Here is a 21,809-nt window from a genome sequence, read left to right as displayed (position 1 = left end):
CCCCCCGTAAATCGCCCTGCACGCCCAGCGATTGCGCGACACATCGTGCCGGAACCCATCGGGGCGGGTCCCCCAGTCACCCGAGAACCCGTGTCGCCTGTTCGCCATTCGACGACCGCCGAGCGACCCCACTTCCGGCGAGTCACTCCAGCAGGAATCACTCAAGCAGTGCAGAGAGCCGCACGGCTGCCACCTGTGTCAGCATCTCGTCCGGGTGTAATCCGCCGTGCATCCCGACGAACCCGAGTTCGGTGGGTTCGTGGTCACCCCACCACACCCCGAGTTCGCGGTGCGTGACGACGAGGTCACCGAGCCGCCGCTGGAACGTCTCTGACGGCTCGACGTCCCCGAACAGTTCACGCTCCAGCACAGCCTCGCTGTCGAACACCTGCGCGTCGAGGCCGTCGCGGAGCCGGGCCGCGACCGACGACTGTTCCCCCTCGCCGAGATGCAGGTGGACGTTTCGTGGACTGCCAGCGAAGCGGACGGGGTCGCCATCAGCGTCCCGCGCCAGTGCCTCGAGGAGCCACCCGAACTCGTCGAGGTCGACGTTCCGGTCGGGGTCCGTATCGACGTGCCCGTGGTCCGCCGTCACCAGCAACAGCGTCTCGCGTGCCGTCTCCTCGTGCAATCCAGCGAGCGCCCGCGCGACCGTCTCGAACACCTCGCCGACGGTCTCGCGGTATCCCGCCAACTGCGTACCGGTGTGGTGTGACTCGTGGTCGACCTGCGGCAGGTAGAGGTAGTGGTACGCTGGCCCGTCGGCCGCCTCGAACGCCTCGGACAACAGCGCCGGCACGTCGTCGAGCGAGTCGTACCGGTGTCTCGTCACCCCGTCGGGCACTGACGGGAACGGAACGACGTGGTGTGCGTCGACACCAGCCGCCGCGAGCGTCGGGTAGAGCGAGTCCGCGTCGGCGACAGAAGCACGCGGAATATCCGGCCGACTCCCGTCCTTGTGCTGGAACGGAAGCGCGGCGAACGGTCGCTTCGCGACCGGGTCGTACACGTTCCAGCCGACGACGCCGTGTTGGGCGGGTAACGCCCCCGTATGGAAGGTATTGATAGCCGCGGCAGTCTCGCTCGGGTAGATGGTGGTCAGCGGCGTCACTCTCGCCCGCTCACTCAGGGTCGCCAGAAACTCGTGGTGTTCGCGCTCGCGCTGCCACTGCGACCAGCCGAACCCGTCGACGAGGACGACGAGCACATTTTCGACGTCGGTGTCGACGCCAGCCAACACGTCCGCCGGAAGCGTCCGACCAGTGTCGGCGCCGAATAGCGAGGTGACGCTGTGGGGAAGGTTTCCGAAGCAGTATCCGTCGTAGTCCGGGAAGAGGTACCCGTCTTCGAGGAACTCGTCACGAATGTCGGCTGCGACGGCGGTCCGAAGCATGAGCGAAGTGTACACCCGCCCCCGAAAAGATGGTACTGGTGCGATAGAAGTATCGCGACCGTCAGCGACCGCCGGTTACCCGCGACCGTCAGCGACCGCCGGTTACCGGCGAACGTCAGCGCCCAGTTCGTAGAGCACGTCGAAGAAGTCGGGGAACGAGACGTCCACGTGTTCGCCCCCCTGAATGGTCGTCTCGCCGTCGGCGACGAGACCGACGAGCGAGAGCGCCATCACGATGCGGTGGTCGCCGTAGCCGTCGACGGTCGTGCCGACGAGGTCAGACTCGTCCCCGTGGACAACGAGCTGGTCCTCGTACTCGGTCACCTTCGCGCCGAGTTTCGTCAGTTCCTCCGCCATCGCGGCCACTCGGTCGGTCTCCTTGTATCGGACGTGCTCTGCGTTCACGATGCGTGTCTCCCCGTCGGCGATGGCCCCGAGCGAAGCGATGGTCGGCAGGAGGTCCGGCGTGTCTCCCACGTCGACCGTGACACCCGAGAGCGCCGACCGTTCGACCGTAATCGTCCCTTCTTCACGGTCCCAGTCCACGTCGGCACCCATCCGTTCGACGATGTCGACGATGGCAGTGTCACCCTGCGCGCTCGGCTGGGCACCCTCGACGACCAGGTCGCCGTCGGCAGCGACCGCACCTGCACCGAGCAGGTACGAGATCGAGGAGAAGTCACCGGGCACCGCGTACTCGCCGTCTGGGTCGTACGTTTGCCCACCCGGAACGCTGAACCCGTCGTCCGTCTGCGTGGCCTCCACACCGAACGACTCCAGTACGTCCAGCGTAATCTGGACGTACGGAGCCGACTTGAGTTCGGTTTCGAGCTCGACGTCGATTCCTTCCTCGGTTACCGCACCAGCCATCAACAGTGCCGTGATGTACTGCGAGGAGACGTCGCCCGGGATGGTGACGGAGTCACCCTCGATTGGACCTTTCACGACGAGTGGAGCCTGACCGTTTCCGCGCGTGCTCTCGGCTCGTCCGCCGAGGTCGTCGAGCGCCTCCAGTAAGGGACCCTGCGGACGGGACCGGAGCGACTCGTCGCCGGTCAAGACGGTGATACCGTCGGCGAGGCCGGATGTGGCGGTCACCAGCCGCGTCGTCGTCCCGCTGTTCTCACAGTTCAAGACGTCGTCCGGAACGTCCGGTCGGCCATCGAACCCAGTTACGTGGAGGTCGTCACCATCTCGGACGACCGTGCCACCGAATCCCTCGACGGCGCGCATCGTGGCGCGTGTGTCTGCACTGAGTAGCGGGTCGCGAACCACCGCCTCACTGGCGTAGCCGGCCGCGAGGATGGCTCGGTGCGTGTAACTCTTCGAGGATGGGGCGCGGGCAGTACCCCGGACCGTCGACTGCGAGAGAGAGACGTCCATACGAGAGCCGACTGCCGGTCGTGGCAAAGGCGTCCCGGTAGCGGCGACATTTCGGTGTGGCTCGCTGTCTGACAGGTGGTATCCCGAGAGGCAGACGGTCGCCGTGTGACGGGTAGCCGCCTACTCGTGTATTGTCGTGACTGCGGACAGGTCCGGACTGCCGTTTCGAGGTGGCTACCTCGGCGTGGTCGTCTCAACAGCGAGACGGACTAACTGGTCGGTAATGCTGAACGTTCGCTAATGTGACCTTAGCTTTGCTCACTCGACACGATGTCTAGCACATGACTGGAGAAGGCCCTGTAGTACCCGAAGTACCAGACAACCCCTGTTCGAGTGATGTCGGAGGAATGACGCGGCGTGCCGCCCTGAAACGCGGGGCACTCACGGTCGGTGGGTTCTTCGCTGGGGGCCGGTTGGTCGGTACTGCCACGGCGAACGGCGCTGGCTCATTCGTCGCCGCGACGCGCAACCTCTACCTCGGGGGAGACCTGATAGACGTCATCACGGCCAGAAACACCGCTGCGAGAGCGGGGCTCCTCTTCACCGAAATCGTCACGAACCGACCCTTCTCCCGCCGCGCGGAGAGCATCGCTGCCGAGTTGACGACGGCCGGACCCCAACCGCCCCACATCATCGGCATGCAGGAAGTGAGCCGGTTCGAGTTCACTCCAGCCGACCCCGACGTCGAACCAACCGTGGTCGACCATCTGGCACTCCTCCGACCTGCGCTCGCGAACCAGGGTGTCCCCTACGGCGTCGCAGTCGCGAACTGGAACGCAAGCATCACTATCCCCGTCGAATTCGAGAACGTCCCCGGGACCCTGCGGTTCAGGGACCGAGACGTTATCCTGGCCCGGTCGGACGTCGAAACGAAAAACGAGATGGCAGGGACCTACAGGGCACAGGTCCCAGTCCCGGTCACCATCGAGGGACGGTTGCGGTTCGTCCCGGCCGATTTCGGATGGACCAGAGTCGACTACGACGGGTGCAAGGTGTTCAACACCCACCTCGACGTCACACCGGGATTTCGCGAACTCCAGGCCCTGGAACTACTCGACGTGATGGGGTCGGGGAGGACACTCCTGCTCGGAGACATCAACAGCGACCGCGCGGACGGGGGATTCAACGCGTACGAGCTGTTGCGATTCGGTGGGTTCGACGACGCCTACGTCGACGTTACGGGGAGGCACGACCCGACCTGCACCTTCTCTGAGGACCTCACGGGCGGGACCCTGAACCGACAGATAGACGTCGTGTTCACTCGCGGCCAGTTCCAGCCCCGAACGGCGATTCGGACGGGTCTAGAGCGGAACGTCGTCGTCACGACAGACCAGCCTGCAATCTACCCGTCCGACCACGCAGGCGTCGTCGTCGGGTTCTAGCCGTCGTGTGGTTTCTGGGGCTGGTAATATCGGCGATACGCTTCAGAAAGTACGGACGAGTACCAGTGAATGGACCCTGTCGACGTGCGAACGCGCGGCCTCACTTCGCCGTCTTCGCGACTTCGACGACGTCGGCACCACCCGCGTTCTTCTTGACGCTCTCGATGTTCTTCTTCGCGTTCGCCTTCGTCGTGTAGCTCTCGCCACCAGTCGCGATGATGTTCCCGTTGTCGTGGCGAAGTCGCCATCTGTACTCGCCCTTCCTGTCCGTGAACAACTCGAACGTGGCTTTGGCCATGTCCGAACTAGGGCAGTTGCGGTGATAAGCAAATCTCCCGCCCCGTGAGAGTCTTCGGTGACTCGAGTGATGGGTGCAAGCAGGGCACACGTCCTGTCTGAACTGATGACCCACTCGAGCACAAGATATTCTATCCCGCAAGACGGAGATACCTGCATGCCGGGGAGAGACGGGACGTTGCTTGCACTGGACTTACACGTCCACAGTGACGCTTCGTACGATGGTCACGAACCCGTCGAACTCATCCTCGAACACGCTGCCGACATCGGTCTGGACGGGGTCGTCATCACCGACCACGACCGAATCGAAGCGTCCAGACACGCGGCAGACATCGCGAGTGATTTCGGTCTCGTCGGTATTCCCGGAGTCGAGGTCTCGACCGCCGACGGCCACCTGCTCGCCATCGGCGTGGACGAACGACCGCCTCGTGGCGAACCCCTCGCCGAAACCGTCGAAACCGTTCGCAAACACGGCGGCGCAGCCGTCGTTCCCCACCCGTTCCAGCGAACCCGTCACGGCGTACGAAAGTCTCGACTCACCGACTGCGACGCCATCGAAGTGTACAACTCGATGGTGTTCACCGGGTACCAGAACCGGCGTGCGCGACGGTTCGCAGACAAACTCGGGTACGGTCAGGTCGGCGGGAGCGACGCCCACTACCTGATGAACGTCGGTCGAGCATACACGGTGGTCGAACTCGAAGAGCCGGTCGACAGTCCCGCCGAGGTCTCCCCCGATCAGATCGTCGACGCCCTCAGGTCGGGACAGACCCGCGTCCACGGGATTCGAACTCCTATCCTCCAGAGCACCCAGCAGTACGCTATCGGTGCTGCGCGAAAGAGCCTGTACGAGGTCACCTCGCGGCTCCCGTACGTGGCAGCGCGCCCGAGAGCAATTGCCGAGTTCATGTCCGACTCGTAGGTCGAGACCCCTGTCGAACGTACAGGCAACCGCGACGAAATTCTTCGCACTGGCTGCTAAATTTAGTGGACTCACATCCGGCACTTTATACGGGGTGGCGAATCTAATTCCGCGTGTAAACTGATGAAAAATTTGCTGCTGGTGACGGTTCTCGTCACATCACAACTGGCCGCAGCGGTTCCACCAATAGATGGACACGCTGCCGCTGCGACCGCCCCTGACGACAACGAATCACCCCTGGCCGATGCAGGTCAAGACCAGACCGTCTCGTTCGGCCGGACGGTCGAACTCGACGCCCGTGGGTCCCGGGACCCTGATGGAACGATTCAGTCGTATCGGTGGTCGATACGGAGTCCAGGTGGGGTCGTGTTCGCCCCCGACTGTAATCACTGTGCGTCGACAGCGTTCCGAGTCAACGAAACCGGTGAGTTCGCAGTGACACTCGCCGTCACCGACGACGACGGCGCAACCAGCCGAGACACACTGTTCGTCTCTGTCTCTGGCGGGCAGGGGCCATCGTTGTCCCTCAGCGGCCCCAGCTCGGCCCATCGAGGTCAGACGACCACCTTCACTGCGACGCCCACTGCTGGTGCTGCCTCGCTCGACAGGGTCGCGTGGTCCGTCGACGGGTCACTGGTCGCGACCCGGTCCATCGATTCACCAGGTGCCAACCGGATCTCCCCCGCATTCCCAACGAATGGACGCCACACCGTCCGTGCCGTGGTATACGACGACCTGGGACGGTCCGCGACTGATTCCATTCAGCTTCGAGTCACTGTCCCGGCCGTGCCTTCAGGTAACAACAGCACGACACCGCCTTCTAACGGCGGTGGCAACGGCAGCGGGAGCGGCGGTGGTGGAGGTGCTGTTGGGCCCCCGCTTTCGTCGCAGCACGACCCGACCGTGGATGGCCCACGAGTCGTCACCGGAATCGTGCCCCTCATTGGGAACTACAGACTTTCGAACGCACCACCGATGACGGTCGTCGAGAACGTCACCTGGCACACCGCGACCGGTCCACACGGAGACGGTGACCAGACCAGACTCGACTGGGCACCAGGCGACCACCAACTGTTCGCCGTCGTCACGTACACCGATGGTTCGACCGATATCGCCACGTTCGACGGCGGGCGGACCACGGTCGTCGCCGACCCAGCCCCGAAGATCGGACTGTTGAACATCAGGAACCAGAACGACGTCAGTGGCGACATCGTCGCTTCGGACGCCTACGGGAACCTGATGGAAGTCACGGTCACCGTCGGGAATCGAACCGTCTTCCACGAAGAAGGAACACGACGAGGCAAGCAACCCGGATTAGGCGAACGCAGAGTGTCCAGTTTCACGTTCGAGCAGATAGAACCCAACCGAACGTATACGGTCGAGCTCACGGCAGTCGACGGTCGTGGACAGCGGAAAACGACGACCCGTGAAGTGACGCCCGTCGGTGCTGTGGAAATCGTCCGTGCCGGGTTCGTGAACGGACCTGTGGACTCCCACCATCGGCGACTGGACCCGTCACGGTATACTGCACATCATATCGTGGAAGTTGATTTGAATGGGAACGACCCGGAGGACGTTTCCGCTGCGTACTTTGCCCCATCAAAGATGGTAAAAAAGCTCAGCAGTACTACAGAGATTAGGAATGTCGGAAAATCAAACAGAATGACTTTCCATAGCTACTGGAGTGGATGGATTCCTTCAGAGTACGATATGTACTACCGGATTGTGGGAGATGTACCTGGAGGGCAACCAACAGATTATCTCAGCACTTTTGAAGTCCAACCAAGCGACCCCGAACTCGTCATTACAACCGAGGACCACGGGACAAATCAGATATCGAGACGATGGGCGTACACAATCGATGCCACGCGTTCGTTCGACCCTGACCACACTGAACTCGATTTCGAATGGCCAGGAGGTGCGGATGCATTGGACGAGAACCCGGCAATCGGTCGGTTGAGAGCGAGAGAAGACGCGACTCTGGTCGTCTCTGACCAGAACGGGGGAGTCAGTACACGGGGGTGGGACTTCCTCCAGTTTTTTGTTCCTGATATAGAGGCAGTAAACCAAATTAACGAAGGGCCGTTCAACGCGACAGATACTGTTCACTTCCGAGTTCGATCAGAACCGTTCGCGTTCACGAAGACTAGAGAAGATTACCGCGTGGATCTTCTGTACCAATCTTCGTCCGAGTACGTCGAGATCGTCTCACAGGGTCGAATTAACTCCTCTCAAGTAGAGGACCCTCACGATGCGACTTCCGACCGCCTGCAGCAACAAATCGCGGAGATACGGGTACCTGCTGCAGCACTCGCAAACGGTCGTGTGTCGCCCGAGGTCGTGTTGGTCAACGAACGGAACCCCGGAAGAATCAGGAGTTCAGTGACGCTACCGTCGATGGATATCGAACTGATGGTTCGAAATTCTACGGTTTACGAGAACATCTCCGTCGAGAGCATGGCGTATCGTGTTCGACGCGACAACGTCACACTCAACGAGACGGTCGACGACAGGGCCGAGCTTCGGCAGTACTTGTCCAACGGATACAACATCGAGGATGTACGTGAGGTCGCTACTGGAATACAACTCGAAAGACTCGAGGAAGTCCGTGGCTCGAAGACCGAACGGAAGACGTTCCAATCTGAATCGGACCGACGAGATTTCCTTCGACTTTTCCCTGAGTGGGTCGCGGCCGGTCAAGAGAGCAATACGAGACACGAGACGGTAACGAGACACGAGTGGCGCAGTTCGAGGATGGGTGACGGTCGATACACCGGTGAGACTAAACAAAAAACGGTTCCCGCACAAGAGCGGACCCTGAAACAGTTCCAATATCAGACCAGAAAGACGAAGACGGTGGAGAAGGAGATCGAGAAGACGGTCGAGGTCACAAAAACGCACGAGAAAGAGGTCGAGGTAGAGCGATGCAATCCACGGGTAGGTTGCTACATCGATACGGTAATCAAAGAAGTCACTGAGACCGTGACAGAAGCTCGGACAGTCGTTGTCGAGCGCGAAGAACCGTACTGGGAGACCAGATCGTACTGGAGTCGGTTCGCTCAGAGTTCACGGCACCGTTTCACTGGTGAAACTAAACAGGTAGTCGTTCGGCCATCCTATGAGCAGACTCTATATCAGTACGAAATCTCAGAAGACGTGACTGTGCAGGATTCGACGTACTTCGCTACCAGAAGCTTCGTCGTATCACAGCAAGAGTGGAAACAGTATCGCACAGTAGAGGACCGCAGAAGAGCACAGAAAGCGGCCGGTCGCAAGGATATCCGCATCAACGGTACTGTGTACGAACCTCGATGGACGGTCTCGAAGCCAGGGACTGCAGTACTGACTGTCGCAGCGTTTGAAGACGAGGAAAACGTAGTCGAAACAATCGCGATCGTTTCTGGCAGCGAGAAAAAGAAAGAATTTATTCCGTCCCTTGGGGAAGTAAAATTCCATGAATCTCGTGAATTCCGAGAGGAAATTCGGCGCGACGGTGTTATTTCGATGGAAGAAATGATGGAAATTCTTGAAAATGTCAGTAAAGACTGCATTCAGGCACGGGGGTGTAATATATGAAGCCAACGCTGCTCCTTATCTGTCTATTAGTAGTTACTGCAATGACCACAAATGCAGGTGGTTTGCAAGGGGGACCTGAGAGGAATATTCTGGAAAATGACACGATTGAAAGGTCGTTGGTTTCACATAATGGTGTAGAGTACAAAATATGGTTCTATCCAAACAACAATACGATTGAAACCTTGGCAGAGAACAATAAGGATAGAAAACTAATGTCTGGTCTGTTTATTTATGTTGACCGAACAATCGTAGTCAATTCTAACTTCAATATCTCTTCTGGAGAATCAATAAAGAACAAATATAATATGAATGGTTATTTGGCAGGTGATGTTGATAAACATACATTCGAAGTCTCGACTACAGAGGATTACGAACGATTCAACTACACTCTCAACATCAGTTCTCAGAATCCCAATGGAATCGAATTGCCGGAGATCGAGAACGTAGAGGTCGATACTGCCACTATCGACGGTGAAGAGACAACCGTCGCTCGGGTCACTATCCAGAACGAGGGACAGGTCCAGTACCTCACGACGGTCCGGGTCACCTCACTGCAGACGCACTCTGACCCGTACGAAGCACGGGTTCCGATGGATGGGAGTCGTCGAACACTCGTCATTCCATTGAACGAGGGCCCAGACATGAAGGTGGCTGGAGAGGTACGACTGTTCACTGGATGGATTCACAACCACTCGGACATCGAGGACCAGGTCGAATTCGTCGGGACCGTAGACGGTGAGACCGAGGTTTGGGACCGACAGTACGAACCAATCATGGTCGAGTACTGGGACGTCCCGGAAGACGAAGTCTACCAGTACGAGAACGAGAGTGTGAAACAGCAGAACGACGCCATCTGGCGGGAGCGCCTCGAGCCGGTCGCAGCTGCAGCAGCCGCGTTACTCGTCGGGTTCGTGGTGCTCGTGTCGCTTCTGTCCCGCTTCCGGTCCTGACCTACAGCTTCTCTCGGACCGTTCGCGTAATCTCGTCCACGTCGAACTCGTCTTCGGATTTGTCGAAGACGGTTTCGCCGTCGACGCGGACCTCGAAGATGCCGTGGTCGCCGGTTCGAAGGGTGACGGCGTCGAGTTGTTCGCCGAACGTCTGGAGGAGGACGTGCTGGAGGTCTTCGGCGCGGTTCAGGAAACCACAGGGAACGCAGTATTCGATTTCGACGTGGGGCATATCCGAAAGTCGGGGTTCCACGGATGAAATGCCCTTGGGTGTTCGGCGGGTCACCGGTCACTCGGACAGGTAGGTCTGGGCGAGTGCGTCGAGTGACTCGTGGTGCTCCGTCGTGTGGGGTGCGGTGAGGGGGGAGACGCTGATTCGGCCCTCGACGACGGCGCGCCTGTCGGTGCCTTCGGGGTCGGGGATGTCGCCGGAGGCCATGCGCTCCCAGACGCGGTCGTGCAAGGAGACGGTACCGTCGGAGACGGTAGCGTCCATCTCGTACATGTGTGAGGGATTGGTGACCTCGAGCGGCGCGGGTTCGTCGCCGGGGAGGGGCGCGTTGACGTTGAGGTAGTCGACCTGTTCGAAGACACCGGCACCGAGCGCGTGTCTGGTGAGGTAGGTCGCGGCGCGGGTCGCTTCGGCGTAGTCCCCTTTCGGGACCTCGACCTCGGACCAGGCGCGGTCCTCGTCGGGGTCGATGGGGACGTACAGGGAGACGGCGATGGCAGGCACGTCGAAGAAGGCGGCTTCGACGGCGGCGCTGACAGTGCCGGATCGGCCGAGGACGTAGTGGCCGAGGTTCGCGCCTTTGTTCACCCCGGAGACGACGATGTCGGGGTCGGGCCCGAGCGACTGGAGACCGGCGACCACGCAGTCCGACGGTGTGCCGTGGACGGCGTACCCGAGTTCGTGTTCTTCGACGTCGACGCGACTGGAGATGGAGCGCCCGACGGCGCTCTGGTCGCTGGCTGGGGCAACCGCGGTGACGTTACCGACTTCGCCGAGGGCCTCGTAGAGGGCGTGGAATCCGGGGCTGTCGATTCCGTCGTCGTTGGTCAGGAGGATTTCGAGCGAACCGCTCATGGCGGAAGCGACGGAGGGGGTCGGCAAAAGGCCACCGTTCGGGGACCCGGGGGTGCGATGACAGCGTCCGTCGGTCGTGCTGGCCGGTCAGTCCGCGCCTGCTGGTCGCACGCCGCCGGTGTCCGGTGCGCGTTCCTCGGGTGTGAGGTAGCACTGCGGGTCGGGCGCGAACGGGTCGTCGTGGACCGCGAGCGAGCGGAGCGGAGAGCCACCCTTGCAGATGTCGGCGTACTGGCAATCAGTGCATCGACCTTGCAGTCGCTCGTCGCGGGTTCGGAGCGCGTTCACGAGCGGGTTGGAGTCGTCCTCCCAGATGGCACCGAAGGGACGGTCACGGACGTTGCCGAGGCTGTAGGACTGCCAGAACTGGTTGAGGTGGACGTTGCCCTGGTAGTCGATGTCGGCGACGCGTTCGCCAGCGGGGTCGCCCCCGTTGGTCTCCAGGTACCGCCGGACCGACTGGGCACGTTCATCACCCATCTCCCGACGGGCGTACTCGGTGATGTAGCCTGCGTCGGCGTAGTTTCCGACGAGGAGTGTCTCTATCTCGTGGCCCGCCTCGTGGTAGGCACGGGTGAGGTCACACACTTCACGGACAGCCTCACGGCGTGCTTCTGTCGAGAGGTCGGTATCGGAGATGTCCGCCCCGCGGCCACCGTAGGCGAGGTGGTAGAAGCAGAACCGGTCGAGTCCGGTGTCTGCGAGGAGGTCGACGATGTCACGCAGGTCGTCGCGGTTGTGCTGGGTGATGGTGTACCGGAGGCCGGTCTTGAGGCCGGCGTCGAGACAGTGTTCGATGCCCCGGATGGCAGCGTCGAACGCGCCGTCTTTGCCACGGAAGTGGTCGTTCGTGTCGGCCATGCCGTCGACCGAGATACCGGCGTACGCGAGCCCGGCGTCGGCGAGCTGTTGGGCGCGCTCCTCGGTGATGAGCGTGCCGTTGGTCGAGAGCACCGGGCGGAGCCCCACGTCGGCCGCGTAGTCGACTAGCTCGACGAGGTCAGGCCTGACGAGGGGTTCACCGCCGGAGAACAGCACGACTGGGACGCCGTAGTCCGCGAGGTCGTCGAGCAGTCGCTTGCCCTCTGTCGTAGAGAATTCGCCGTCGGCCCCGCTGTCGCAGGCACTCGCGTAACAGTGGTCACAGTAGAGGTTACAGCCACGGGTCGTGTTCCAGACGACGACCGGTCTGCGCTGTTTCTCCTCGGAGATCTGTTCCTTGTCGGATTCGTCGGCGGCGTCGTACCGGAGGCCGTCGCCCTCGGCGTCGAGCCCACACAGTAGCTTCGAGACGGATATCATGTGTCGTGGTCGTTTGGTCGTGTCTTCGTCGGTCGTCTCCGTCGTCAGTCGTCCGCGAGCGTGGCGGCCTCGTCGAGCGTCGATGGCGTGAAGCGGTGCACCGCATCGGCGGGGCAGAGCCAGAGGTCCGTCGCGGTGAACGAGAACAGCGCGGACGCCTGCTCGTAGGCGAGGTCCCACGTCTCTGCGGTGACGCTCCCGGCGTGCTGGAGCGGGCCGGTACTCGTCTCCCTGACGAAGACCTCCCATTCGTCGCCGTCGGTGGCTCGCGGTGCGTCACTGATGTGTTGTCGCTCCTCGACTGGCATATCCCAACCTTGCAAAGCGAGTCAAAAGGCACTCTCGCAGATTTTCATCGGATGAGAACGGGGGTGACGATGTTCGGGATGGCACGACGGTCGAGGCGTCCCGAAGCCACCTCAGACCGGCTTCGGAATCCGTTCGACGAGGGTCTCCTCGTCCACGACGAGGTTGAACGCGTCTTCGTCGTCGTTCCAGAGCGCGAGGACGGACTCGAACGAGAGCAGGTCGCCGTAGTCGGCAGCGTGGAGGTCCCGGTTGAGACTCGTCTCCTTCACCGCGACGGCGTAGTGGTCGGCGGCTTCAGAGCCGTCACCTATCTTGAACAGGGGATTCGCGTCTTCGCCGGCGAGGTTGTGCGAGAGTTTGACCGCCAACAGGTCGATACGGTTCGAGACGTGGTCGTCCATGTCGGCCATCCGGGCGTACCGGTCGGCGCTCGGGGTCACCTCGAGGATGCGCCTGTCGTCCGTTCGGAGGATGCTGTAGGAGAACTGCACGTCGACGTTGACGAACTCACCCGGTTCGTGGTCCTCGTCGGACGCGGGCGTCGCCTCGTCGAGTCGTCGCTGGGTCTCGGGTGTCGCGAGGTCTTCACGCACATCGAACGACCAGCCGCGGTCGCTGGGCTCGTGGCCGGGCCAGAGCCGAACCGTGGGGGAGTAGACGGTCGCCTCGTCGGTCACGGCACGCTCGACTTGCCGGAGGCCGATGCTGGTGTTCTTGTCGGCGGGTGCGAGTGCGAGCACCGACCCGTCCTCGGCGAGGTGTTGCAGATATTTCCGGACCATGGCTTCGGGGTCGTCGAGTTCGTTGAGCACGTTCCCGAACAGGACGAGGTCGTACTCGCCCTCGGGCTCGAACGCCTCCGCGGTCGTCTGCGTGATGCGGGTGTGGAAACTCGGCGCGGTGCATTCGAGCAGGTGTGTGAGCACCCCGGTCGCCGCCGAGGGCTCGACCGCGTGGTAGTCGACCAGTGTCTCCTCGGGCAGGAAGTCGTGGAGGCCGAGTGCGGGGCCGCCGACGCCCGCACCGACGTCGAGGACGCGCAGTTCTCGCCCCAGCAGACGCTTCGCGACGAGGTCGTTCAGGACGTACTGTACCGCGGCGTAGAAGTCGGACAGGTGGTAGATGGCGTAGCCCAGGGAGGCCACCTCGTCGTACTCGACGTTCCGGCGGCGGTAGTAGTCGTCCTTGAGCCGCCGGATGGCTGTCCGGAGCGTCTCACCGGAGTCACCTTCGGCCCAGTCGAGGCCGAAGCGCTCGACGAGCATGTCCCGGAGCACCTCGTCGTACACGTTCGGGAGCGCCTCGACCGTCTCGACCGTCGTCGTAACCGGGTCCTCTGGGACTGGCGCGAACGTCCCGTCGGGGCGCTCGACGAGACCGAGCGAGAGCGCCTCGTCGCGGAGGGTCTGGCGGACGACTGCTGGGTGTGGGTGTCCCTCGACGTACTCACAGACCTCCTCCGGGTCGATCGGTCTGACGTTCTTGAGGTACTTCGCGTTCGCGACGATGTCGTCTCGTTGGCTCATTCGTGTGTCTCCTCGGTGTCTGTCGACTGGTCGTCGTCGCCGCGCTGGTCGCGTCCGTGATGCCGTCGCCCGGCCTCACGATAGAGCGCGGCGAACGCGCCGTCGGCGGCGTCTGAATCGGCGGCATCCGCGAGTCGACGGGCTGCGTCTGCGACCTCGGTTGCGCCACCGAACACGCGCTGGATGCTCTCGTAGACGTGTTCTTCGCCACCGGTCACCTGTCCGACGAGGTCGTCCAGTGTGGCCGAAACCGGCGTGTGGAACCGGTCGTCGACGTCGTCGGCTGCGAGGCCGTACGCGAGCACTGCGGCGTGCGCCTTGGCCTGTACCGACCGCATCGCCTCGTCGTGTTCCGCCGCCGTGGTCTCGAACACGTCGTTACCGGCAGCGGCCATCGCGGTGCGGACCCGGTCTGTCACCGGGCCGGCGGCGTCGGCGACCACGGCGACGGTACCGGGTGCGTTCTGGGGTGCGAACAGCGGGTGGAAGCTCACTCGCTCCGTGTCGGGAGCGTGTTCTCGCATCGCCTCGATTGGCGTCGCCATCTCGCCCGTCACGTCGTATATCGCGCGTTCTGCCCTGGTCGCGTGTGCAGCGATGGCGTCGGCGACGACCGTCATCGGGACGGCGAGACAGACCGCCTCGAACGTCTCCTCGGTGTCGAGCGCCACCGGTCGGCCGCCGACGGCAGCAGCTGCCGCTTCTGCGGCTGCCGGGTCGGTGTCGGCGAACGCGACGTCACCGGGCACCGTCTCGGCGACCCAGCGGCCCATCGCCCCGGCACCGACGACCAGTGTCGTCATCGCATTCGGGTAGCTCACGGGTTCTGAAAAGGAGTTCGGTCGGCGTCAGATCCAGCCAGCGTACATGAACAGCCCTGTCGTGAGCACGACGAGGAACAGGATGACGATGATGAGCCAGTTGAACGCACCGCCCGGGGTGAATACGCGCAGGTCCATGTTGATACCTGTCCCTACCGCGAGGGAGGTTTTAAGCCTTGATAATGGCTTCGCGGGCTGTCCTCTCTGTGCTGGTCGTCCCGCCAGGCTATATCGAGAACTCACGCGGGTTATAGCCCCGCGGGACCTCGACGTCGATCTCCTCGATTGGTCCCTTCGCCCGCAACGTCACGACGATGTCCCCTCCGTCGGTGACCTCGAAGTCGAACGGGCGTGGCCCTTTCGCGGCCTGTTCGAACGTGTCGACGTAGTAGTTGCGCGTACTGGTTCGCATGACGAACAGTTCCCAGCGGGCGTACAGCGGTTGCCCGTCGCTACCGACCGCGCTGATGCGGACGTCAGTGAACGCCCGTTTCTTCGACTTCCGAAGGTAGGTGGTGAACAGGTCGTCGAGCGATATCGAGACCGTCACCTCGCTGCTGCCTTCACCCTCGATGCTGACGATGTCCTGAGAGACCCACGTCTGGACGCGTGAGCCGCGGACCTTCGCGACGTCCGCCGACAACTCCCGGTAGTGTGCGCTCGGGACGGGGTCGTCAGCGGTCCCGACACCGCCGACGACGCGCCACGACGAGCCGTCGTAGTGCGAGAGTTGCTTCCGGTCGGTCGCGAGGAACCAGGTGTCCTCGGGTGGATTCCCCGGTCTGTCTGCGTGTGCACCCTTCAGGACGACGTCGACGTCCAGTCTGTCGAAGTTCTCGTTCAGCGGTTCGTGCCAGTTCTCGTCGCCCTTCTCGGGCTGTCCGTACCCGTGGTTAGCTGTCTCTTTCGTCATGGTTAGAGTCCGTATCCGCCGTCCCCGTAGCCACCTTCACCGAAGCCGGTCGAGTCGGCCGGTTCACCGTTCGCCGCCGAGCCAGCGGTCCCGGCCGGACCGTCGGCATCGCCGTTTCCACCGCAGCCCGCGAGCAACGTGATGCTGGCACCAGCCGTCGCGGTCACGAACCTGCGGCGGGTCCGCGGTCCGGACCACGTCGTCTGCTGTCGATTCGATTCGGTGGTCCCGACGTGCTCCTCGCGTGTCTGGCCTTGATAGTCAGGCTCGCCATCCCTGCCCATAGCTGGCACTCTTCGGGTTCCTACAAAAATACCGGGGTCTCGGGTACCCCCGTCGTCAGGGGTCCGTCGCTGGTCCCGACAGGGGGCGGTCAGTCGACGACGAGTTCGATGGGGTAGTCGGTGAGGTTCTCGTACCCGTCCTCGGTGACGACGACGATGTCCTCGATGCGGACGCCACCGACGTCGGGGTCGTACAGGCCGGGCTCGATGGTGATGACGTGCCCCGGTTCCAGCTCCTCGCCGCGGTGGCTGATGGACGGCCCCTCGTGGACGTCCAGGCCGACACCGTGGCCGGTCGAGTGGATGAACCCGGTCTCGGTCTTCGGGTCGGTGAAGATGGTCGGGTAGCCCGCCTCCTGGTACACGTCGACGACCGCCTGATTGACTTCCTCACCGGTCGTGCCCGGTTCGACGGCGTCGAGGGCGGCCTTCCGTGCCTCGTCGGTCACCTCGTACCACTCGCGCTGGGTGTCGGACGCCTCGCCCTTGAGGAAGGTCCGGGTCATGTCGGAGTGATAGCGCGAGGCCTTGTGCCGCGGGAAGATGTCCACGATGACGAACTCGTCGGCTTCGAGGGGGCCGGAGCCGCGGTCGTGCGGGTCGGCGGCGTCCTGCCCGCAGGCGACGATGGTCTCGTCCAGCGAACAGTCGTGGCGGAGCAGGGTTATCTCGATCTCCTGTTTGACGAACTCGCTGGTGAGCGGTTCGTCCGCGTCGGGGCGGTAGAGGACGCCGTCCTCGACGGTCGCCTCGCGAATGAGTTCCTCGGCGCGGGCCATCGCGGCCTCGTTGGCGTGCTGTGCCTCGCGCACGTGGTCGACCTCTTCGTCGGTCTTCACGGCGCGGATGTCACCGACGACACCGTCCTCGTCGGGTGTGACGGTGAAGCCGTCCTCCCGGAGTTTGTCGGCAGCACCGACGCCGAAGTTCATCTCGACGGCGAGCGAGGAGACGCCGAGGTCGGCGAGGAACTCGCCGATGACCTTGAAGAAGGCGTCGTCACCGTGTTCCTGACGCTTCGCCTGCATATCGTAGTCGCCGTGGCGTTTCACCACGTCTGCGCGACTCTCTTTTTTCGCGCGGCCGTACTCCAGCGAGGAGACGAGTACACCGGTGCTGTCGGGTGTGTACACCGCGAAGAACGGGTCCGGCGCGCCGAAGCCGGTCGTGTAGTAGAGATTGGAGTTCGACTCGTCGTCGAGGAACGCGTACCCATCGAGCCCCTCGTCGTCGAGGAACTCGTCCAGGGCGGCAAAGTCGGGTTCCATGTTGCTTCCCTGCACGGGCAGTATAAAAACGGTCCCGGTTCCGGGTGTCGACGGGTCACGTCGGTCGTGGCTGGACCCGATTCACCCGAGCACCGTCACGTCGACGCGATGTGGGCCACTCGGCAGGTCGAGGTCGACCGTCGAAACGAGATGTGCCCGAACCGCCTCGCGCCACTCGGCGACCGCCCTGGCGTGTCGCTCGTGGTGTGTCTCCACGTCGTACTCCCCCACAGGTTCCGTCTCGTGTGCGTGCGGGTACGCTGGCGCGTCGTCGTCGACCAGTCTCCCTGGCGGGATGCGAATCGGCCCGGGACCACCGCTCCCGTCGTCTGCCGGTTCGGCGGACTGCACGAGGTGAATCCTGGCCCGGACCCGGCCCCCGAACGGCGCGGTGACCCGCAGGACCGCCTCGCGCCCCTGCTCGCTCGCCTCCAGCGCCGTCAGCACGTCGTCGGCGTGGACCGCGATGGACCGAATGTCTGTGGGGTCGTGGCTCTCGCCTGGCATACTCACGAGTGCGTCGCTGACGGTATTCAGGCCAGCGGTCGGAGAAGGGGATGCGAGTGGTCAGGGCTTGTGCGTGAACAGCAGGACGTCGCCCTCGTGTGTCGTCACGCAGAGGTCCAGCATCTTGCTGAGTTCCAGACTGTTGTACTCGTCTTCACACACCACCAGGTCGTCGAACGGCTCCTCGCAGGCTGGACACGCCATCGCCACCGTGTTCTGGTAGGTCTTGACGCCGCCGACGGTCTCCCGGGGAGTCACCGACTGTACGAGCTCGTCGTATGTCTCGTCGTCCATGGTTTTCAGTGCGGGCCGTGGTGTGATAACTGTTGGCGGTCGCTCCCGTGTCGTGGAATCATCGACGCTGCAGGTTTCGGAGCGAGTGCCGGCCGTGGCCGCCTGGGTCTGCATGTTCGCCGCCCACTATATAAATGCCGCGTATAGGCTGCAATATCGATACACCCCCTCCATGCAAAGGTACAGGACGAGAGCCCGCATGGAGCCTGACACCACCACCGCCTGCGCCTGGAACCACGGCGAGTGCGAGGGAACCCCGTTCTGTCCGCCGCGGTGCCCGCGGTTCGTGGACAAACACGGAAACTCGCTGCTCGTCGTCCCCCTGACCGACGAGTTCGTCGACCCCCTGGTCGAGATGTACACCGACTACGCGCCGGAACACCGCTCGATGGGCCTGCCACCCATCGGCGAGAGCGAAATCCGCCGGTGGATCGACCGACTCCACGAGAAAGGCCAGAACGTCGTCGCCCTCGACGGCGACCGCGTCGTCGGGCATTCGGGTTTCGTCGCGGGTGCGGAGGGCCCCCCGGAGTTCCTCGTCTACGTCCATCAGGACGCCCACGGCCGTGGCATCGGGACGGAACTGACCAAGCACGCCATCGCGTTCGCTGCTGACTCGGGCTACGATGGCCTGTCGCTGCACGTTCGGGACGATAATGAGGCTGCGATTGCGGTGTATCGGCGACTCGGGTTCGAGACGGTCAAGCGCGAGGGGAACGAGCTCGCGATGGTGCTCGACTTCGAGACGGAGATTGCTGAAGAGGTGCGGTTAGCGCCTGCTGACAGGGCTGTTGTTGCTTGAGGAGGGACTGGGTGTGGGCTGTTCGGTAGATTCTGCTGCACAGGACCAACTGATTCGGGACCGCCGCAGAGCACTACGTCATCGAGAAGCGGAATCTGGAGCCTGCTCGATGCTACTGGCACGATGTCGTCTTTCAGAACGGGACGCCTGTCGAAATCAAGGCGTGTGACGTGGATTCGACTGGGTACTTCCAGATTTACGAGGAAGCCCATCGGAAACTGAGGCGAGCTGGTGGCTGGTATGCGTTCGCTCCGTATCGACGGTCAGGGTCGAGTGCCAGGATTGTCGATGTGAGGATGCGACGGGCGAGTAAGATGCCGCTGATGCGGTGGTCAGGGACAGGTGGTCATCGGGGAAGTAGAAAGGCAAAAATCAGCGTTTCAGATGTAACGGACTGAGTTCGGAGAACGAATTATTGCTAAAATGGAATCGAGTTTCTCAATGTAGGTTATTCAGATGAGTCGCTCATGTACTCGTCTAAGGACTGCTCTTCTTTTTGGAAATTCTCACGAGCGCGTTCAAATGCTAATTCACCCCTCTTGTCACTTGCATTGTGTTTATAATATTTCGACTTCACCATTTCTTTGACATCTCCTGCATCATCAGAGGGCCACTTTATCTTGTAATCTCGTTCCAAGTCATCATCATCATCATCTAGCATATTAGAATCAACTGCCAGAGTCAAAAGCTCAGCAACTTTTCCTTGTATTATATGTTCAATCTCCTCGGTTACCTGACCAAGATAAATCTTATTTTTATATTCTTCGACAAATTCCTCCCTATAAAATTGTTTAGGGAAATCATCATGACCTTGGTTACTAGTATAAATCTCCAAACATATTATACCGATTGGATATATTGGGTGTGTAGTCAATGAGTATCGAATATCGTCATTCTGGACGAGTGAATAATCAATTCCTTCCTCACCGACCCTTGCGAGATCGGGATGGGCGACCTCGCCATCATAGTGTCTAATGGTCTCGTTTTCTTCCTTCTCTTCTTCTGTCTCAGGAAGTTCAATCTCTACAAATTCCCAGAGAGCATAATTCTCAGGATTCGTACCTGCTTTCATTACGTCCATATCGATATCAAACAGGTCCCGATCGCGAGAAACAGTGAGATACTGGACAGTCCGAATGTCCAGATCGTCACACTGAATCTGTTCCTTTAGATGCTGCCTGTTATCGCTTGATTCGAGTACATCTTGAACTTGGTTAATATCTTGCCTCCACTCTTGCGAATTTTCTCCACCAATTTCACATGATACAAAGCAGATATGAACGCTTGAAGATCCCGGTTGGGGTTTAGCCAATAAAATCTCAGCAGCTGTTTGACCGCGCTCATACAGAGGGTTAACCACACGGGTCTCGAATCCAGATGCACTCCCTTCTGCCCGAGAATCCGGTGAAAAGCCGTCGACAACCGCTTTGAATAAACGATAGTGTGGTAGTCCAGACTGCTCGAAGGAATTTTTTACTCCCTGAATTGCGTCTTCCTTTTTTATTTCTCGATATTTTTTATCAAATAGTTTATTAAATCTCTCTTGGTCACCCTTACCCAGTTCATTCTTAATCCAGTCATTCTCGTCAAATGGCTCTGGATCTTTCATACTACCTCACGCGCGATACACTCAGAATCAAAGTGATCACTCATAAAGTTGAAAATTCGGATAGACTGGTCGATGTCAGTCTTCTCACGTGGATACACTCTTATTGTGTCGTTTTTAGAGGCGAGATTCAACCGTTCATGATAGTGGTTATCAATGAGTTCTGCTTCAAAATGCGGAACTTGTAGATGAGAGTTGAACTCAGATACACTGAATTCCCAAAATTTCTCCTCGATATGCGGTTTGAAATTTTCTAATGGCTCTTTCTGAATGCCGTCTTTCACTTCAATTGCCCAAGGTGAACTAATTTGGAAGTCATGGTCATCGAAGAATGAACGAACTTCGCCGTAGTTTCCAGTGTTTGAATATTTTTTAATTTCCCTTGCACGTTTGAATTCGTTCGTCAGCGAGGTCCAGAGGTCAATGATGCTACCGCTAACATGGATAAAGACGCCTTCTTGCTTCACCCGGAATTTGAAATGGTTTGGGCGCTGGAAGACCATTATTTTTGGGAGAATGCCGTAATTAAAACGCATCTCCCTGTAAGTCTCTAATCCATCACGTGCACGATATTGAATTGAACGTTCAACTTTTGGCCTCCTTCGAGCATCTATATTCGAGTCCAAAGATCTGCGAGCGCTAAAGTAAGGAATAGAGAGTTGGTCATAACGAGCTACCAAATCCTTTCTAATGGCGTCGATTCGTCTCTTTGGAAGAGTCAACCGCCCCACATCCTGAGTAGTCTGAAGGAAATCCCAGATTGTGGGTGGGAGCTGATCAGTCTTATTGGCCGTAGTAAAGAAGACTGGGAAATCTTCATCAAGATACAGATACGAAGATACCGGTTCCTCATCTACCGAGGTTGTCAATAATAACAAATCGCCCGTTGAGTCAAAAATCTCGAAGTGAGAACTCAGTTCTTGCTTAAACCGGTCTTTCGTCGGAAGGTTATTTACTGAGGCAACGATATTAAATTCGTCCTTCAAAGACCTGAAGTCGAAACAATCCTCGAGGTGTAAAATGAAGTCACGCCTATTCGAGAACTCATTGTCCATCACGTCTAAGAAATCAGTAGCAGACACGTCTCTCACCCCCACATAAACCAGCACCAAAGTCGATGTGTAAATTACGTTCTCTCATGGCCGAACTTCATTTCCAAGAACACAAAGTTCTTGTGTCAACCCTAT

General features: G+C 60.4%; 22 protein-coding genes. 5 read left to right on the top strand and 17 right to left on the bottom strand.

Annotation, left to right across the window (positions count from 1 at the left end; genetic code table 11):
- Positions 1 to 157: 157 nt before the first annotated feature.
- Positions 158 to 1,393: an alkaline phosphatase family protein gene (locus ACSC1R_RS12710; RefSeq protein ID WP_439026107.1), complete on the bottom strand. Its 1,236-nt coding sequence runs from the start codon at positions 1,391 to 1,393 to the stop codon at positions 158 to 160.
- 102 nt (positions 1,394 to 1,495) lie between these two features.
- Positions 1,496 to 2,776, bottom strand: coding sequence for a 3-phosphoshikimate 1-carboxyvinyltransferase (gene aroA, locus ACSC1R_RS12705; RefSeq protein ID WP_439026106.1), 1,281 nt, complete (start codon positions 2,774 to 2,776; stop codon positions 1,496 to 1,498).
- A gap of 347 nt (positions 2,777 to 3,123) precedes the next feature.
- Here aroA and ACSC1R_RS12700 point away from each other — a divergent pair, with 347 nt between their 5' ends.
- On the top strand, positions 3,124 to 4,158 hold the full coding sequence (locus ACSC1R_RS12700) for a hypothetical protein (RefSeq protein WP_439026105.1): 1,035 nt from the start codon (positions 3,124 to 3,126) through the stop codon (positions 4,156 to 4,158).
- 100 nt (positions 4,159 to 4,258) lie between these two features.
- Here ACSC1R_RS12700 and ACSC1R_RS12695 read toward each other — a convergent pair whose 3' ends face one another.
- Positions 4,259 to 4,456, bottom strand: coding sequence for an HVO_2922 family protein (locus ACSC1R_RS12695; protein ID WP_439026104.1), 198 nt, complete (start codon positions 4,454 to 4,456; stop codon positions 4,259 to 4,261).
- 156 nt (positions 4,457 to 4,612) lie between these two features.
- Between ACSC1R_RS12695 and ACSC1R_RS12690 the strand changes: the two genes are divergently transcribed.
- The 3 genes from ACSC1R_RS12690 (at position 4,613) to ACSC1R_RS12680 (ending at position 9,903) form a co-directional block, all read left to right on the top strand.
- On the top strand, positions 4,613 to 5,377 hold the full coding sequence (locus ACSC1R_RS12690) for a CehA/McbA family metallohydrolase (RefSeq protein WP_439026103.1): 765 nt from the start codon (positions 4,613 to 4,615) through the stop codon (positions 5,375 to 5,377).
- Positions 5,378 to 5,500: 123 nt separating this feature from the next.
- The gene (locus tag ACSC1R_RS12685; protein WP_439026102.1) at positions 5,501 to 8,953 is read left to right on the top strand and encodes a PKD domain-containing protein; all 3,453 of its coding nucleotides are present in this window, start codon (positions 5,501 to 5,503) and stop codon (positions 8,951 to 8,953) included.
- Complete coding sequence (locus ACSC1R_RS12680) at positions 8,950 to 9,903, top strand: hypothetical protein (protein ID WP_439026101.1); 954 nt, start codon at positions 8,950 to 8,952, stop codon at positions 9,901 to 9,903. Before ACSC1R_RS12685 ends, ACSC1R_RS12680 begins: the two co-directional genes overlap by 4 nt.
- 1 nt (position 9,904) lies before the next feature.
- Here the strand turns inward: ACSC1R_RS12680 and ACSC1R_RS12675 are convergent, their stop codons facing one another.
- The 12 genes from ACSC1R_RS12675 to ACSC1R_RS12620 all read right to left on the bottom strand — a co-directional run bounded on the left by ACSC1R_RS12675 (position 9,905) and on the right by ACSC1R_RS12620 (position 18,214).
- Positions 9,905 to 10,135: a SelT/SelW/SelH family protein gene (locus tag ACSC1R_RS12675; protein ID WP_439026100.1), complete on the bottom strand. Its 231-nt coding sequence runs from the start codon at positions 10,133 to 10,135 to the stop codon at positions 9,905 to 9,907.
- 57 nt (positions 10,136 to 10,192) lie between these two features.
- Complete coding sequence (surE, locus tag ACSC1R_RS12670) at positions 10,193 to 10,990, bottom strand: 5'/3'-nucleotidase SurE (RefSeq protein WP_439026099.1); 798 nt, start codon at positions 10,988 to 10,990, stop codon at positions 10,193 to 10,195.
- A gap of 87 nt (positions 10,991 to 11,077) precedes the next feature.
- Positions 11,078 to 12,292 (bottom strand): TIGR04347 family pseudo-SAM/SPASM protein, encoded by a 1,215-nt coding sequence (locus tag ACSC1R_RS12665; protein ID WP_439026098.1) that lies wholly within the window; start codon positions 12,290 to 12,292, stop codon positions 11,078 to 11,080.
- Positions 12,293 to 12,336: 44 nt separating this feature from the next.
- Positions 12,337 to 12,600: an Htur_1727 family rSAM-partnered candidate RiPP gene (locus ACSC1R_RS12660; RefSeq protein ID WP_439026097.1), complete on the bottom strand. Its 264-nt coding sequence runs from the start codon at positions 12,598 to 12,600 to the stop codon at positions 12,337 to 12,339.
- Between the two features lie 111 nt (positions 12,601 to 12,711).
- A complete protein-coding gene (locus ACSC1R_RS12655) occupies positions 12,712 to 14,127 on the bottom strand; it encodes a small ribosomal subunit Rsm22 family protein (RefSeq protein WP_439026096.1) in 1,416 nt (471 codons plus the stop codon).
- Complete coding sequence (locus tag ACSC1R_RS12650) at positions 14,124 to 14,930, bottom strand: prephenate dehydrogenase/arogenate dehydrogenase family protein (RefSeq protein WP_439026095.1); 807 nt, start codon at positions 14,928 to 14,930, stop codon at positions 14,124 to 14,126. Before ACSC1R_RS12650 ends, ACSC1R_RS12655 begins: the two co-directional genes overlap by 4 nt.
- A gap of 45 nt (positions 14,931 to 14,975) precedes the next feature.
- A complete protein-coding gene (locus ACSC1R_RS12645; protein WP_439026094.1) occupies positions 14,976 to 15,086 on the bottom strand; it encodes a GlyGly-CTERM sorting domain-containing protein in 111 nt (36 codons plus the stop codon).
- Positions 15,087 to 15,174: 88 nt separating this feature from the next.
- Complete coding sequence (locus ACSC1R_RS12640; protein WP_439026093.1) at positions 15,175 to 15,861, bottom strand: hypothetical protein; 687 nt, start codon at positions 15,859 to 15,861, stop codon at positions 15,175 to 15,177.
- 2 nt (positions 15,862 to 15,863) lie between these two features.
- Entirely contained in the window at positions 15,864 to 16,145 is a 282-nt protein-coding gene (locus ACSC1R_RS12635; RefSeq protein ID WP_439026092.1) for a hypothetical protein, read from the bottom strand.
- Between the two features lie 89 nt (positions 16,146 to 16,234).
- Positions 16,235 to 17,413 carry a M24 family metallopeptidase gene (locus ACSC1R_RS12630; RefSeq protein ID WP_439026091.1) on the bottom strand — a complete coding sequence of 393 codons (1,179 nt, stop codon included), beginning with the start codon at positions 17,411 to 17,413 and terminating at the stop codon, positions 16,235 to 16,237.
- Positions 17,414 to 17,494: 81 nt separating this feature from the next.
- Complete coding sequence (locus ACSC1R_RS12625) at positions 17,495 to 17,920, bottom strand: hypothetical protein (protein WP_439026090.1); 426 nt, start codon at positions 17,918 to 17,920, stop codon at positions 17,495 to 17,497.
- 60 nt (positions 17,921 to 17,980) lie between these two features.
- Positions 17,981 to 18,214 (bottom strand): DUF7385 family protein, encoded by a 234-nt coding sequence (locus tag ACSC1R_RS12620; protein ID WP_439026089.1) that lies wholly within the window; start codon positions 18,212 to 18,214, stop codon positions 17,981 to 17,983.
- Positions 18,215 to 18,413: 199 nt separating this feature from the next.
- On the opposite strand from ACSC1R_RS12620, the gene ACSC1R_RS12615 reads away from it, so the two are divergent.
- Entirely contained in the window at positions 18,414 to 19,016 is a 603-nt protein-coding gene (locus ACSC1R_RS12615) for a GNAT family N-acetyltransferase (RefSeq protein ID WP_439026088.1), read from the top strand.
- Positions 19,017 to 19,464: 448 nt separating this feature from the next.
- Here ACSC1R_RS12615 and ACSC1R_RS12610 read toward each other — a convergent pair whose 3' ends face one another.
- Both ACSC1R_RS12610 and ACSC1R_RS12605 read right to left on the bottom strand, forming a co-directional pair.
- Entirely contained in the window at positions 19,465 to 20,625 is a 1,161-nt protein-coding gene (locus ACSC1R_RS12610) for a hypothetical protein (protein WP_439026087.1), read from the bottom strand.
- Positions 20,622 to 21,677 (bottom strand): hypothetical protein, encoded by a 1,056-nt coding sequence (locus tag ACSC1R_RS12605; protein ID WP_439026086.1) that lies wholly within the window; start codon positions 21,675 to 21,677, stop codon positions 20,622 to 20,624. Before ACSC1R_RS12605 ends, ACSC1R_RS12610 begins: the two co-directional genes overlap by 4 nt.
- Positions 21,678 to 21,809: the final 132 nt, after the last annotated feature.

Origin of the sequence: Haloarchaeobius ordinarius, assembly GCF_051801355.1 — an archaeon.
Lineage (GTDB): Archaea > Halobacteriota > Halobacteria > Halobacteriales > Natrialbaceae > Haloarchaeobius.
Note: the sequence above shows the minus strand (reverse complement) of the source record. Positions and strands in the feature narration are given on the sequence as shown.